At 52.4% G+C, this 14,582-nt stretch carries 9 protein-coding genes; all 9 read right to left on the bottom strand.

The annotated features are described in order from the left end of the window. Nucleotides 1–51: 51 nt before the first annotated feature. Entirely contained in the window at nucleotides 52–2,418 is a 2,367-nt protein-coding gene (locus tag L0M99_RS00280) for a polyribonucleotide nucleotidyltransferase (RefSeq protein ID WP_425304296.1), read from the bottom strand. A gap of 204 nt (nucleotides 2,419–2,622) precedes the next feature. After that, nucleotides 2,623–2,892 carry a 30S ribosomal protein S15 gene (rpsO, locus tag L0M99_RS00275; protein ID WP_024058511.1) on the bottom strand — a complete coding sequence of 90 codons (270 nt, stop codon included), beginning with the start codon at nucleotides 2,890–2,892 and terminating at the stop codon, nucleotides 2,623–2,625. A 488-nt stretch (nucleotides 2,893–3,380) separates the two neighbouring features. After that, nucleotides 3,381–4,784, bottom strand: coding sequence for a DUF2252 domain-containing protein (locus L0M99_RS00270; protein WP_238127370.1), 1,404 nt, complete (start codon nucleotides 4,782–4,784; stop codon nucleotides 3,381–3,383). Nucleotides 4,785–5,174: 390 nt separating this feature from the next. Continuing rightward, on the bottom strand, nucleotides 5,175–7,760 hold the full coding sequence (locus L0M99_RS00265; protein ID WP_238127369.1) for a DEAD/DEAH box helicase: 2,586 nt from the start codon (nucleotides 7,758–7,760) through the stop codon (nucleotides 5,175–5,177). Beyond that, nucleotides 7,760–9,772 (bottom strand): site-specific DNA-methyltransferase, encoded by a 2,013-nt coding sequence (locus L0M99_RS00260; RefSeq protein ID WP_238127368.1) that lies wholly within the window; start codon nucleotides 9,770–9,772, stop codon nucleotides 7,760–7,762. Before L0M99_RS00260 ends, L0M99_RS00265 begins: the two co-directional genes overlap by 1 nt. A gap of 95 nt (nucleotides 9,773–9,867) precedes the next feature. Further along, the gene (locus L0M99_RS00255; RefSeq protein WP_238127367.1) at nucleotides 9,868–10,968 is read right to left on the bottom strand and encodes a virulence RhuM family protein; all 1,101 of its coding nucleotides are present in this window, start codon (nucleotides 10,966–10,968) and stop codon (nucleotides 9,868–9,870) included. Further along, nucleotides 10,965–11,138: a hypothetical protein gene (locus tag L0M99_RS00250; protein WP_238127366.1), complete on the bottom strand. Its 174-nt coding sequence runs from the start codon at nucleotides 11,136–11,138 to the stop codon at nucleotides 10,965–10,967. The genes L0M99_RS00255 and L0M99_RS00250 overlap by 4 nt, the downstream gene beginning before the upstream one ends. A 20-nt stretch (nucleotides 11,139–11,158) precedes the next feature. Then, nucleotides 11,159–13,267 carry a S8 family peptidase gene (locus tag L0M99_RS00245; RefSeq protein ID WP_238127365.1) on the bottom strand — a complete coding sequence of 703 codons (2,109 nt, stop codon included), beginning with the start codon at nucleotides 13,265–13,267 and terminating at the stop codon, nucleotides 11,159–11,161. A 103-nt stretch (nucleotides 13,268–13,370) separates the two neighbouring features. Beyond that, complete coding sequence (locus L0M99_RS00240; protein ID WP_238127364.1) at nucleotides 13,371–14,423, bottom strand: ATP-binding protein; 1,053 nt, start codon at nucleotides 14,421–14,423, stop codon at nucleotides 13,371–13,373. Nucleotides 14,424–14,582 lie beyond the last annotated feature (159 nt).

The following is a 14,582-nucleotide window of genomic DNA, read 5'->3' as shown; positions in this document are numbered from 1 at the left end:
TTAAAGGAGGCGAGGGCGAGATAATCTCGCCCTCGCCAACTTAGTTATCGACTATTCGTCGTCACCATCTGATTGCTCGTCGCGGCGATCCTCACGCCGATCATCACGGCGATTGTTGCGATGCCGGCGGCTGCGGTTACGAGAGCGACGCGGGCGATCTTCGTCTTCGGAGCGACGAGATTCCTGCTTAGCTTCGTTTTCAGCTAACGCGGCCTCTTGCTCTTCACTGAGTACCGCTACCAGCGATAGCTTGCCCCGGTCATCGATTTCTTCGATCTCTACCTGAACTTGGTCGCCAACGCCCAGTACGTCCTCTACCTGGTTGATGCGTTTGCCGCCTACCAGGCGACGGATCTGGGAAATATGCAGCAGCCCGTCCTTGCCGGGGGTCAGGGATATGAAAGCCCCGAAGGAGGTGGTCTTAACCACGGTTCCTACGAAACGCTCCCCTACCTCAGGCATTTGCGGGTTAGCGATTGCATTCACGGCGGCCCGAGCTGCCTCTGCCGATTCAGCATCGGAGGAAGAAATATAGACGGTGCCGTCATCTTCGATAGTTACTTCCGCGCCAGTATCTTCTTGAATCTGGTTAATCATCTTGCCCTTCGGACCGATGACCTCGCCAATCTTGTCTACCGGTACCTGTACGGTGATGATGCGCGGAGCATAGGGGCTCATTTCGTCCGGTTCTGGAATGGCCTGTTCAATCAGGTTCAAGATTTCCAGGCGGGCTTCCTTAGCCTGAGCTAGCGCACCTTTCAGCACGTCAGAGGGAATACCGTCCAGCTTGGTGTCCAGCTGTAGGGCGGTAATAAAGTCCCGAGTACCGGTGACCTTGAAGTCCATATCCCCAAAGCCGTCCTCGGCTCCCAAAATATCGGTCAGGGTCATGTACTTGGTGGTCCCGTCCTCGTTCGGCTCACTCATTAGCCCCATGGCAATCCCGGCAACCGGGGCTTTTAGCGGCACGCCCGCATTTAGTAGCGAAATCGTGGAGGCGCAAGCCGAACCCATAGATGAGGATCCGTTCGAACCCATAACTTCGGATACCTGGCGGATTGCGTAAGGGAATTCTTCCTTGGAGGGAAGTACCGGCTCTAACGCCATTTCCGCGAGGTGGCCGTGCCCGATTTCGCGGCGCTTGGGGCTGCCCACGCGACCGGTTTCACCGGTGCAATAGGGCGGGAAGTTGTATTGATGCATATAGCGCTTGCGGGTCACCGGGCTGAGGTTATCGAGCTGCTGTTCCATCCGCAGCATATTCAGGGTGGTTACCCCCAGCACCTGGGTTTCGCCGCGACGGAAAATCGCGGATCCGTGCAGGCGGGGCAGCACTCCAGCGCGCGCATAGAGCGAGCGAATCTGGTTGGGCTGGCGTCCATCCATCCGCACGCCCTCGTTTAGGGTGCGGGTACGGATTAGCTCTTTTTCGAGGGCGCGGAAAGCGGCTTTGAGCTCTTTCTCGCCCTCGGGGAAACGCTCTTCCAGGTCGGAAAGCATTTGGTCTTTGATTTCATCAACCCGGTTTTGCCGATCGAGTTTCTCGGCGATCTGTACCGCCTGGTCGAGCTGTTCGCGGCAGTTTTCGGAAACCGCATCCCAGTGTTCGTCCTCGAAGTCTTTAAACAGCGGGAACTCTAGGGTTTCTTTCTGGCACTTGGCCGCTACCTGCGCTTGCGCGCGGCAAAGTTCCTTAATGAAAGGTTTAGCGGCTTCCAGACCGGCAGCTACTACATCTTCAGTCGGAGCGGTCTGTCCCTGTTGAATCAATTCCCAGGTGCCTTCGCCGCCGCCGGCCTCTACCATCATAATGGCCACGTCTTCGCCGCCATCAGCGGTTTGAATAACCCGTCCGGCAACCACCATGTTGAAAGTGGAACGCTCGATTTCGCTGTAACGCGGGAAAGCTACCCACTGTCCATCGATTAGGGACAGTCGGGTGCCACCGATCGGCCCGGAGAAGGGCAGACCAGAGATTTGGGTGGACATGCTGGCGGCGTTGATGGCTAGCACATCGTAGGCATCATCGGGGTGTACGGTCAGTACCGTAGCAACCACCTGTACCTCGTTACGCAGCCCTTTTACGAATGAGGGGCGCAACGGGCGGTCAATTTGGCGCGCAGCCAGAATCGCTTCCGTGCCGGGGCGTCCCTCGCGCCGGAAGAAGTTTCCGGGGATGCGTCCCGCCGCGTATTGGCGTTCTTCCACGTCAACGGTGAGTGGGAAGAAATCAAACTGGTCGCGCGGGTTCTTACCTACCGTAGTGGCAGATAGAACTGTAGTTTCATCATCCAGGTATGCCAGCGCACTGCCGGCAGCCTGCTGGGCGAGTAGGCCAGTTTCGAAGCGCACGGTGCGCTGCCCGAAACGACCGTTATCGATGATTGCCTCGGAGGCAATCACTTCTGGATCGTCCATCATTTTCTTTTATTTACTCCTTGTATTCCATCTTCTAGGGCGGGTGCCCTCCTGAGAGCTATCACCTTGTGATGGGCGGTCAACGATCGAGACCCACGGAGAAAGGCGACTAGAAACTGCTGCGCCTGATCCGGAGGCCACCACCGAAGACCGAAACCGGGGTGATAGCAATTCGGCCCGGCGTTAACCGGGCCGATTAGCAAACTATTTACGCAAACCTAAACGAGCGATCAGAGAACGGTAACGTTCAATATCGATATCTTTTAGGTAACCGAGTAGGCGACGACGCTGCCCTACCAGCAGCATCAAGCCGCGGCGGGAGTGGTGGTCGTGCGCATGAGTTTTGAAGTGTTCAGTTAAATCTTTAATCCGCTTGGATAGAAGCGCGATTTGCACCTCAGGCGAACCCGTATCACCGGGATGGGTCGCGTATTCTTCCATAATTTTGGCTTTTTCTTCTTTACTCAGTGCCACTGGGTTCTCCTTTTCTGCTACTTGTTGCACGGAGCTCCGGGGCAGTTTCACCCGGGCATGACGCATCCGTGGCCGGCTTGTAACGGCTTTTCTAGCCTAACATTATCGCTGTTGGCAATCCTATTTTGGCGCTGGTGAACTAGGACACTCGCAGGGGCGGGTTACGCTCGCGCAAGCTGCGCGCGGGGGATTAGTTTTTCCTCCTGCCCAAAAATTTGGAAAACGTAGCGACGTTTTCCAAATTTTGCGCCCGCCTAGCCGACTCGGATAAAACTAATCCCCCGCGCTGAGAAGGTAGCTCAGTGCGACCAGGGGGCGCGGCCGGTAAAAGATACGAGAGGGACACGCTACTAACCATTACTTAAGGAATCGGTTACGTTACCCTTTTAGTGGATAGCGTAAAGCCCTCTTTCTGATTTTTTACAGAGCAGGTCACGGGGTTCCCGGAGTGCTTTTACCGAGCCAGCCCCCGCGCTCTATGGCAGATCCTAACCGGCGCGGAAGGCGCTGGACATTTCGCCCTCGGGCTGGGGCATCCGGCCGTCTTTGATAGCTCGCAAAAACTCGGCGTGGTCGGCCTCGGTCTGGTCGGCGTAGGCACGGGCGAAGGTGGCGAAAGCTTGTCCCGGTTTATCCGATTTTCCTAGGTAGCCGGCGATTTTGGAGGCGCCGTGGGTACGAGCGTGGCCTTTCGCGAGCAGCAACCCCACGATTCCCGCATAGTCACACAATGATTTGGCACCCAGCCGGTCTAGGGGCACAGTTCCTTTCATATTGCGGAACTGGCGCACATAGTATTGTCGCTCCCCGACGCTCGCCCACCCCAGCAGCGGATCCGATACGGTTTGTAGCGCTTTTTGATATTCAGCCACTCGCTGCCCTTGGTGGGCGTGCCATTCCTTCGATCCGTGCACATATTGTGCCAGTACCGAGCGGCGGGCCTGTTTGAGTTGCAGGAAGATTACGTCCGTGGGCGTGGAGCCTTGTAGCAGCGCGATATAGGCGCGCAGCCCTACGGAACCTACCCCTACTACCCGCTGCGCAATATCTACCAGGGTGTATCCGCCTAATACTCGCGCCCATTGCGCGGGAATAGTGTGCAGATATTCGTCGAGGGCGCGTGCCAGGTTATCCCAATCAGCTGGGGGTATCTGGGTGGTCAGCGGAGGTTCGGGGGTAATCTTCAGGCTTCCTTCGGATTCTTGGGCGAACTTGGGGAGCGCTCGATCCGAGGTACGTTTCATAGCTTTGGCGGCGGCGCGCTCGATCTCTTTCACCAACTTGGGAGTTAGTTCTCTGGAGGTAAGTTTTTCCAGGTCAATCCGGTTGAAAGCACGTTCAAAGAGGGGACGCCCCGCCAGCAGAGCAATTTCATCCCGGTAGGCGTTTACGCAGGCGATTACCGCATCGGTGCATTTGGATTCGGAGAGACTGTTTTCCCGCCCCGCCACGTGAATCGAGGCGGTTAGGCGACGCAGATCCCATTCCCAACTGCCGGTATGTGCCTCATCGAAGTCGTTGAGATCCATCACCAGTTCCCCTTCGGGGGAACGGTAAAAACCGAAGTTCCCCAGGTGGGAATCCCCGCAAACTACCGGTTGAATCCCGGTGGCGGGCAAGGCAGCCGAATCGGCAGCTTGCACTACCGCGGCTCCCCGCAAGAAACCGTAGGGCGAGGACGCCATGCGCCCTACCCGGATGGGGATCAGATTCTCGACTCTGCCCTGGTGGGAGGCTTGGATTAGGGCGATGGGGTCGCGGTCTGGCGCCGGCACCCAGGCCGCTAGGGAACTGAAGGGAACGGTTTCGCGCAGCGAGCGTCCGTATTGATAGCGCTCTTCGCGTGGTTCTGGAGGAGAGAGTAAGGAACGATATTGCACCGGGATATTCACGCTGTAAACTCTATATTCTTTGGGGCATCTTAGCTGATTTTGCCACTTTTCCCTGCCCAAACAGGCAGTTACAGTGACGCCGGGAGCCGCACTTACCAATTATCCGGAAAATCCAGATAACTGTGGCACCCCAATATCCTGCCGCGAACTATCCGGATTTTCCGGATAGTTGCCATCTTCACCCGATCCCGCGGGCAATAGTTCTATTCGAGCTGTCCGGTTACGCGCGGGAGCTTGGTTTTTCCTCCCGCCCAAGAATTCGGAAAAAGACCGCAGGCATTTTCCGAATTCTTATGCCCACCGCGCCTGCTCGGATAAAACCAATCCCCCGCGCTATTATTCTCAAATTATTTTCTGCCATTACCAGCCTAGACGGCGGTGATGCCGTGGTTAGACGACATTGGTGACTGGTTGGCTGAAGGCTTTGAGGTCTTCCCAGGAATCTGCGCGGGCGGTGTCATTTTCGTAGGCGATTAAGTATCCCCAGTTTTGATCAGCATAGGCGTCCTCGGCAATCAAACGCCGAACTAATGATTCTGCGGCTTTACGTTTGGCTTGCACCTGATCATCGTCACGTCCGCGCTCTGATTTCCCTTCGATAATCCAGTAGACACCATCACTGTCGCGGGCAACAAAGTCTGGGAAATAACGATCTTTAGAGTTGTAATACACGAAAGCCCCATCTTGCGGGTGCAAACGGTGCCACCACTCGATTCCCGGCGAAGTATTTAGCAGTTTGGCCAGTACGTACTCGCCGGTGTAGGAGTCGAAGGATTCTTCGGCGAACAGAGACTTGAACCAGCCCCCATAAACCCGTCCCCGCACGAACTGTTCGCGGCTATCAATCTGGTCATGAACTTTTTCTCCCAATGGTAGGGTGTAGCCTGAGCCGGGCAGGGTTTTCAGGTGAATAGTGGATACTTCGCGGGTAGCGCGCAGCGTCTCGGCAATGTAATCGCGAACCAGCTTAGATAACTCATCGCGCGCAGATGCCAGCGATTTAACCGTCCAGCCCGGCAATGCCGCAAATTTCATAAACGTTGGAACCAGCAGCTTAGATACGTAGACAACGTCTTGTTTTGTCTTGGGGACAAGTGGCATGTCCATTACCAATTTGACCAGGGCCTTTTGCGCCTCGGAATAATCAACATGGATTGAATCCACTTCGGCGCTTTCACGGTCTTCAGCCCGGAGCTTCTTCCCTAACGCGGCAACAATTTCTTTACGCAACAACACGTCACCAGTAGAGGTAACCCTCCGCGCCGCCTGCTCGATCTGGTCAGGGCTTATCTCTGACAAGTCAATAGGTGGCTGGCTAACGGTAACCGTAGTCACTGGGAACTGGTAGCTGACCTCAGCAAATTCAGGGTTACGCTCAATCGTAACTGGCTCCCGCTCCGGGGCGGCATCTACCCCAGATTCACTAATAGCACGCACTCCCAGCCCAGGCAGTCCCGGCTCCCCCGGCTCACCAACCAGCACCGAACCTTCCTGAGCGGAAAAAACTCCCGCATAATCCTCAAACGGAAAATTTTCACCGGTAGCTAACCCAGTAGGCTGGCTGACGCTATCACCGTCAGCGGCAGCGGGAACGGCAGAGTTTTCGTTACCGGCTGTTTCGATAGCCTCGCGCACCTTAGTGTTATCTTGGCTGGCTACTGCTTCTTCCAAGCCAAATTGCTGCAGGACATTCTCGGCGGCCAGTAGCTCGCTAAATGACTGGTGGGCGATGATATCCAACTGGTCAATCTGCCCCACCCCCGTATACTTCCCGAACGGCAAACGCAGCCCGCGCCCCATAGTCTGCTGGGTCAAAACCTCCGAAGCCATCGCCCGCAATGTCACCACCACGGCAATGTTCTTGACGTCCCATCCTTCTTTGAGCTTGTTAACACTAACCACCGCCAACACCGGAGAATAAGGCCGATCCAGCTCATCAAGCAGACGCTGAGTTTTCTCGTCCTCATGCTTAGAATCCACCTGCAGCACCGCTTCAGCCTTACCCAGATATTCCGGGGTGCGCAACAAATCCGCTACTTGGGTAGCGTGCTCCACATCCGAGCACACCACGAACGCAACCGCATTAACATGACCGCGCTCTTGCTTTTTCGCGTAAGCATCGTAACAGGTCTGTTTAATCTCGCGAAGCTGCAAGGCATCACGCAACTGCTGATCCTCCGATGCCTCACCCGCGCCATAACCAGTCTTGCGGAACGCCAACACCGGAGCCTTCACATACTTATCCTGAATTGCACGGTAGAGCGGATACTCGAAAATAACGTTATCTGTTTTCTTATCCACCGAGGCAGTCAAACCAATAGCCGCTGCCGGATCCAACTCTTTGAGAGCCGCGTTAAACGCTACCGCGCTCGTACCGTAAAGATGCGACTCATCGGCAATCACTACCAGGTCATCAAGATTTTTGAGGTAATCAAAAAGCACCCCCGCGTTCTCATCAAACCTGCGGGGCTTACGCCGCATAGCCTCTTGGGTACCGCCATGAGTATCCCCATCCTCGGACTTAGGGGCAATCAATTGCTGGATATTGAAAATAAACGCCAGCATGGGCACTTCCCGCCCAAAAGACAACTGAGCCTGAGCGTTCTGGCGAATCGTCCACGGTTGGTAATTTTCGGGAGTAACTACGTCCGGTCGCACATTTGCGCCTTTAATATAGCGTGAGGATCCCTCAGTAAAGTTTTGTACCGTCTTCGCCTGCACCGTCTTACCAGGGGTAACAATCATCACGTTACCTACCCCTTGACGGCGTAAATACTCCACGAATGCCGCCATCAAATAGGTCTTCCCCACCCCGGTCGCCAGGTTGAGCACCTGCATCACCGCCGGGTCATAATCCCCATCGAGAGTAAACACCAGCTGGCGCAGTGCTTCTTTATTGGGAGCCCGCAAATCAAACTGGGCGCTAATTTCTTCCAGCATGTCCGAATCAAAACTAATATTCAGCCGACCCGCCATTACCGCTCACCCCCTGCGCTAAAAGGAAAAACATCATCCGGCAAGGCAACCACCCGCGAACCCTTCACCCTTTTTCGTAGATGCTGTCGCACCCCATCCATCACACTGGTAGCAGCCAACACCATCGTTTCACCCGGCTGAATTTGAGAGGCCAACCAATCCACAACCTCAACAGTTGCCACCCCCTCAATTACTTTCAGCAGCGAGTTCCCACGCCGACCGTCAAACACATAATCATCATCAGGATGCAACAAACTAAACCCCAGATTCGCCGCTACCGACTCGATCAACACCTGCCCGGTTGCCTCTGCCGTCAGCATCACTCGCCCCAACTGCGGATCATAATCAAAACAAGCCGGCGACAAGTGCGCCACCTGAAAACCGCCACCCCCACGCCAATTAACCACGTCTTTAGAGCGGCGAGTCTTCACCATCTGCTTAACCGCCCGAATATCCGCTGACTTCTTCAACTCCGGGCTATCGCTAATGGCCTTGTTAAGTAAGGAAGTCAGCCTCTGCGCATCATCAGCGCTTAGTCCCTCCGGTAAACCATCATCGGTCGCGTCAACGCGTTCACCCTTAGTACGCGTAATACCACCCGGATCACTATCGTTAACCACCTTCTCTAAACGCGGACGAGTAAAGCGTTTAAAAGTATCCTCGACCAGTTCACAGGTCACCCAGCGGCGACCCATCTTCTGCGCCACCGCCGCCGTAGTACCACTGCCAGCAAAACAATCTAGGACAATGTCACCGGGGTTTGAGCCAATATGAATAATCCGCTCTAGGAGGCGCTCCGGCTTGGGGGTGGCGAAAGCAACATCGTTTTGAAATAACATCTGAATTTCTCTTTTTGCCGAGTCAGAGTGTCCGACTTCTTCGTAGGGCAAGAAATTCTTCGGGATAGTTCCTTTAAGATCGGCAAGATAAGTTTTCCGTTGGATTCCCCCATATCCCTTCTCTGCAAAGTAAAACACAGGCCAATCACCTTCTAGATAACGCTGCAGAGCACGCTCTTTATCAGCTTCGCCCCAATCAGGAATTACTAGTGGCAGAACGTCTGTTCTCATTTCAGTTCCCGGGCCTTCTATTTCGCGTCGCGCCGCCAATTCACATTCAGTGATAGAGCCCCGATGATAATTCCCCCATTCCCGCATAATGTCCAGCATCGTGTCTTGTTCAAACCGCCAGTTAGACGTGCTGGCTGGGTAGAGCATCTCACCGGTAATCGGATGCTGTATCCCGTAGACACCAGGGTGTTGTCGTTTTCCTTTCGTGTGACGCGCGCTCTTATTATCAGGTCGCCAGGCACCCCTCGCAGACCCATCTGGATTGGAGTATCGGGAATTCATCGCCGCATTTCTTGCTAATTTATTGCGTTCAAAAGCACTGGTCTTTCGATAAACGAGAATCGTGTCTGTAACCATCGGAATACCAGATGCATTATTACTTGGAGCATATGCTTTTTCCCATTGCATTTCAGCTACGAAATTCCCAGCACCGAACACTTCGTCCATGAGCAGTCGCATCCTATGTACTTCCACGTCATCCAGATGTACCCAAATGGATCCGTCCTCACTCAAGAGTTTCTTCAAGTGCAGCAAGCGGTCACGCATCATAGTCAGCCACACCGAGTGTTCCAGGTTGTCCTCGTAATTGGCGAAAGTCTGCGCGGTATTAAACGGCGGATCAATATAGATCAGCTTCACTTTGCCCACATATTTTTCGGCCAGCTCTGGCACTCGGGTAAGCGCCTCCAACACGTCCCCGCTCTCCCCCAAAATCAGCAGGTTGTCATCTTGTGGTTCCAGGTCAGCACACTCAGAATACTCAAACTCCTCACTCTTGGGAGTTTGCTTGCCCTGAACGTGTTCGTCATAGACCAGGGTATGGGTTTCGCAGTAACGCGGATCCGCGGGATCAACCCAGGTGTAACCATATTTGCCGGTCTCGGTAGGAATCAGAGCCTTGTCCTTGTTATACCAAGTAAGTTGCAGGCGTTGTTGCGACATCTAGTAGCCCTCTCCCTTGCGCGCCGATGAAAACACTTCCCAGATACCCTGATATTACCGCGAGAAGAATGCTCTACCCTAAGCAGCCTGCCGGTTTACACACCCTCTACCGTGTATCCTCTAGCTTCCTCGTGGTGGCTGGTGGCCTCCAGGACTCTGGCAGCGAACTTGTCGAAATCTGACTGATATTCCCTGTCTTGGATCACCCGATATTTTTCCAGTTCTTCTTTGGCTTTATGGTCGGCTATTTTCTTGGAGATTTTCCCGGCGCTCTCTAAAAGTTCGCGACTATCAAGAGTGAGTACTCGGTTCAGAAATTCTTCCCATTCTTCCATGGTGGTGGGAATATGCCGCTTGGCACGTGATTCCGCCAGGTTTAGATAGGCTTCAACGATTCGTCCTAAATCTGCCAATTCGTCTTTCGTGAGGTAGTTCTTGGCTACGGTAACATCGCTGGCTAGGACTTTCCCGTCTGGGGAGTTTTTCCAAGTCGTTAAACCCATATGTGGTTTTGCGGCGTCAGCTCGCTGGGCAATCAACTCCGCAGCGGTATGACCATGCACCGCATAATGCAGTTTGTTTTGCACGGCGGCGAAAAAAGTTTTAGTGGTGGGGGCATTGGGGCTGTAGTCAACAGCGGTGGCATAGATATCAGTTATCTTTTGGTAAAAGCGGCGCTCCGAGAGACGAATCTCGCGTACTTCTTGGAGCAGTTGCTCGAAATAGTCATGCCCCAGTATGTTGCCCGACTCCATACGGTCGCGGTCGATAATATAGCCACGCAAAGTGAAGTCACGAAGAACAGCGGTTGCCCACTGCCGGAACTGGGTAGCGCGAATAGAATTTACGCGGTAACCAACGGAAATAATCGCGTCTAAGTTGTAATGTTGGATTTGGCGAGTTACCTGGCGAGAGCCTTCTTGTCGAACTATCCGGAAATTCCGGATAGTTGCCTCAGGGCTTAACTCACCGGAAGAGAAAATGGTCTTCAGATGCTCGTTGACTGTCCGCACATCCACGTCAAACAGCTGTGCCATCAGCTTTTGTGTCAGCCAAATCGTGCCGTCCTCATAGCGCACTTCAACACCCGCGCCGGGCTGAGCGGTGAATACCAGGAACTGCCCGGAATCATGCTTAACCATTGTCCGAGAAGTGCTTTTCCCGAGGCTCTTTTTAGCTTTACTATTCTTCGTCATACCGTTTTTCTTAACCATCCTTCGATTGAGGTTTTCCATTCGCAAATCATCACTATCTTGCAAACTGTAACTTCTAAGTCCGAACCGACTGTTTGCGCCGCGCGGTTCTCCCCTTCCCCCGCTAAAGCCAAAGAATTGCTTCCGATAGCAAGATGGGTTCCGATGCGCATTTTTCCTGTAAAGATAAAAGCTATTCTTTAAAATCTATTTCGACCTCGGCGGCGTTGTAGATATCCAAGCGGTTCTGTATATCCACCTTGTTCACAATCCAACCACGCAGCGAACACTTTTGAATGAACTCATCTATACGGTTCACACCATCCATTTCCCGCAAAGTAACCACTATCCCAAACCGCAGATTTCCAAATGGGGCACTCGCAGGATTATCCCACCGGCTGGTCTTGCGGATTTTCAAACCCCACATCTGTGTTCCGTATGCCTTCCTACCGCGCTGACCCCTGCGAAAAACCTCACCGATATGTTTGACGTTATCCCACTTGCGGTAGCTATTGCGCGCCGTAGCCTCAGTAGTGTAATCATCATTTTCACCTTGGCGATTATTGTTAAGTGCTATCAAACTACCCTTGTCATCAATACGCCCAAAGTGTAAATCCAATTCAGTACTGGTATAGTCCACGCCTTGACGGCGGTCACACGGGGGAAAATAGCACAACGTGGCACGCGCAATATACGGGTGCTTGCTATTAACAACTGGTACTGGAATATCGACATTATAAGTCTCATAGGAATCAGCAATCCCCGTCAAGACAAATTTAATTTCATCATCTTTACACTGAACCACGTCCTCTATGCGAATGGGAACCTGACCATATCCCCGTTTAGAATCTTCGCGATATTTCCATCTCGCAGCCGCATCAATTATCAGCGCTTTGGCAACTTCGCGGTTAAATCCCATTATCTGCATCAAATAGGCCATTTTCCGCGCTATCCACGGTGCCGCAAAAGAAGTCCCCTGTACCCAAGAACCCCCGTTTCCTGCATAGGTATACATGGGGACATCCTGATCGCCACCAACTGCGCAGACGTCAGGTTTTTTGAAGAATTCCAAGACAGGACCACTTCGGGAATAACTGGCAGTTTCACCCGAAAATGAGGTTGCATTTACGACCAAGGAGTTAATCGAATCAGCGGGAGCCCCAATCTTCTGTTGCTTTTCATGGGTTTGATTGGTACCTGCCACCACAAAAACAACGTCATCAAAACGAGATTGCAATTCGTCCAGAATAGCGCCCTCGGGAGACACGAAGTTACGCGCTACCTCTCGCACAGAACCCTGGGAAATGTTCCATACTTTAATGTCACGGTTCTGTTCCACGATACTTTTCACTCGCCTCATGAATGCAAACGAATCCGATCGCGACCCCGTAGCAACCCCGAAGTGCCGCACCCGGAAACGACCACAACCGTCATCCAAGTCCGGTACTAGGCTCGGACCATCAACAATAAGCGATGTAACTTTTGTGCCGTGGGCACAATCCTCTGGATGTATTTCAATTTCAGGGGGAATCAGATTTATTGGCTCAACCCAATCGGAAAAATACACATTTTCATCAAACGGGGTATCAATTACTCCGATGATGGGTTCATTACCCGCTTTAGGTATATCCAAAGGATTGATACCCACCTCATCGAACTCTTCGGGAGTCAACTTGGAGATATCGGAAATCGCCATCGATACCAAGAAGGGATATTTCCCTATCAATACACTGTATTGATCCGGGCTCAGCCGGAGAGCGTTTCCCAGCACTTGGTCAGGCGTGACCCTTAAACCCAAACCATTTAGAAAATCGCGAACATCGCTGTAGCCGGTATCGTAAAGATTTACAACTACCCAGCCGTCAACTACCTCCTGCTGAGTGCGTATGCCGAAACGCTCAGCAAAATAAGCATCCCTGATTACCTGTAAAAAGATGCTCTTAGACGGCTCATAAGGCCACTTCTTTTTTTTGAAAGTCTTTTTTATTTGCTCCAATATTTCATAATCGATACTGCCACCGTATTTATCAACTATTGCTGCGCAGCTTTCCAAAACATCAATGGAATCATCAACTATGGTTTCACTGACGCAATAGGTAATTACATGGTGGGTGTTGTCCAAGTAACCCTCGAAGCGGGCTCCCACAATGGAATTACTAGCCCTAGAGCTGCCTCCGCCGAGCAAGCGACGAATTCGGTTACTTTTAGCCGTTATTTTTTTATAGTAAACGCTAATCAAGGGATTGAAGGGAATCTGCTTTTTACGCCAATAATCCTTTATTTCCACCAGCTGTTGACGCAAATCTAGCAGGTGTTTCGCACTAACTTCCCCATTCTTTGGTAGTTGGGGCGAACCCGGCCGCCCAGCGCCCTTGGTATGGAACTGACCTTTAAGCTGAAGCAGGTTATTCACCACGCACCTCCCGTAGTTCCCGGGAAATAGTTGTCTTCGGCACCTCGGAGAGGACTTCAATCTCTCGCAAGGTGAAACCTTGCCGACTCAGCTGCGCATAATCCTTGATAGATTTACCCGGACAGACCTGGGAGTAGAGACGGCGCAGATAATCGTATAGATCACCAGGTTTACTGAAGGCAAGCGAGGTTCGCAGCATATTCTCAAGGTCTCCCGGATAAGGAATCTCCGGCATTTGATTCATGATTTTTCGGAACAAGCGTACATTGCGAGCCACATTTTTGAACTTGTCCAACAATCCGCTCAACATCACTTCAGAAATTTCTAACAGGTCGTCCCTGCCGTAGCGACCAAAATCAATGATGGAATCAAATCTTCTGACGAGGGCTTTATCTAGCTCTTCATAAAGATTTGTAGTAGCTATCAATACCACCTGTTCATTTAGAGAGTCGAGTTCCTTTAATAATGCCGAAGTGGCTCTACCCATTTCCCGAACATCATGGTTATTTACCCGATCAAGCGCCAGGGCATCTATTTCATCGAACAAAACCACTGCCTTATCGGGGTGTCGCATATCGTTTATTTCCGCGAAAAGGCGACCTATATTCTTACCTGTTTGTCCAAGTTTGCTGTCAATAACCGCGTTAAAATCCACCAGATAAAGCTCACGATTGGTTATTCTGGCGATTTGGCGAGATGTCTGAGTTTTCCCGGTACCCGGAGGGCCTTGGAACAAAAACTTATTCACCCCGACATTGTGGGAGATCGCATTGCATACACCGGTCACATCCATGGCTATAGCCTCCGGGAGAGGCAACGGTGCTGAAGCAGACTCAAAGCGACGGAGAAAATCTCCCCCGTCCTCCCTCAAAGCTTGTGGAACAAACGCGTTAGCATCCGAAATGAGAGCCATAATATATGCAGCTAGCTCCACGTCACCGGCAGCCTCAAAGTCACGGGCAATTTCTGACGCCTCAGCGCGGAATGCAGATTCATTTCTGTCTTCGTGATACCTGATCAGATTGATTACATTGCGTTTCTTCAAGGTGTCCCCTTTCGTTACACACAAGCATAGGCACACCATGGGACAGATGCAAGTACTTTGGGACACGTTTTCAATTATTTATAGAAAACAAGAGCTTTTCTGCTGTTAGAAGCGGTTAGCAACAATTAATATTTTCGGATAAAAATCCAGCCGGTGTCC

This window comes from Varibaculum cambriense, from assembly GCF_022133705.1.
GTDB classification, from domain to species: domain Bacteria; phylum Actinomycetota; class Actinomycetes; order Actinomycetales; family Actinomycetaceae; genus Varibaculum; species Varibaculum cambriense_A.
The sequence above is the reverse complement of the archived record's forward strand: the minus strand, read 5'-3'. Positions and strand labels throughout refer to the sequence as shown.

Excerpts from the sequence above, each read along its gene's own strand:
- L0M99_RS00280 (WP_425304296.1), bottom strand. The coding sequence starts at position 2,418 with ATGGACGATCCAGAAGTGATTGCCTCCGAGGCAATCATCGATAACGGT.
- L0M99_RS00265 (WP_238127369.1), bottom strand. The coding sequence starts at position 7,760 with ATGGCGGGTCGGCTGAATATTAGTTTTGATTCGGACATGCTGGAAGAA.
- L0M99_RS00260 (WP_238127368.1), bottom strand. The coding sequence starts at position 9,772 with ATGTCGCAACAACGCCTGCAACTTACTTGGTATAACAAGGACAAGGCT.
- L0M99_RS00255 (WP_238127367.1), bottom strand. The coding sequence starts at position 10,968 with ATGACGAAGAATAGTAAAGCTAAAAAGAGCCTCGGGAAAAGCACTTCT.
- L0M99_RS00250 (WP_238127366.1), bottom strand. The coding sequence starts at position 11,138 with ATGCGCATCGGAACCCATCTTGCTATCGGAAGCAATTCTTTGGCTTTA.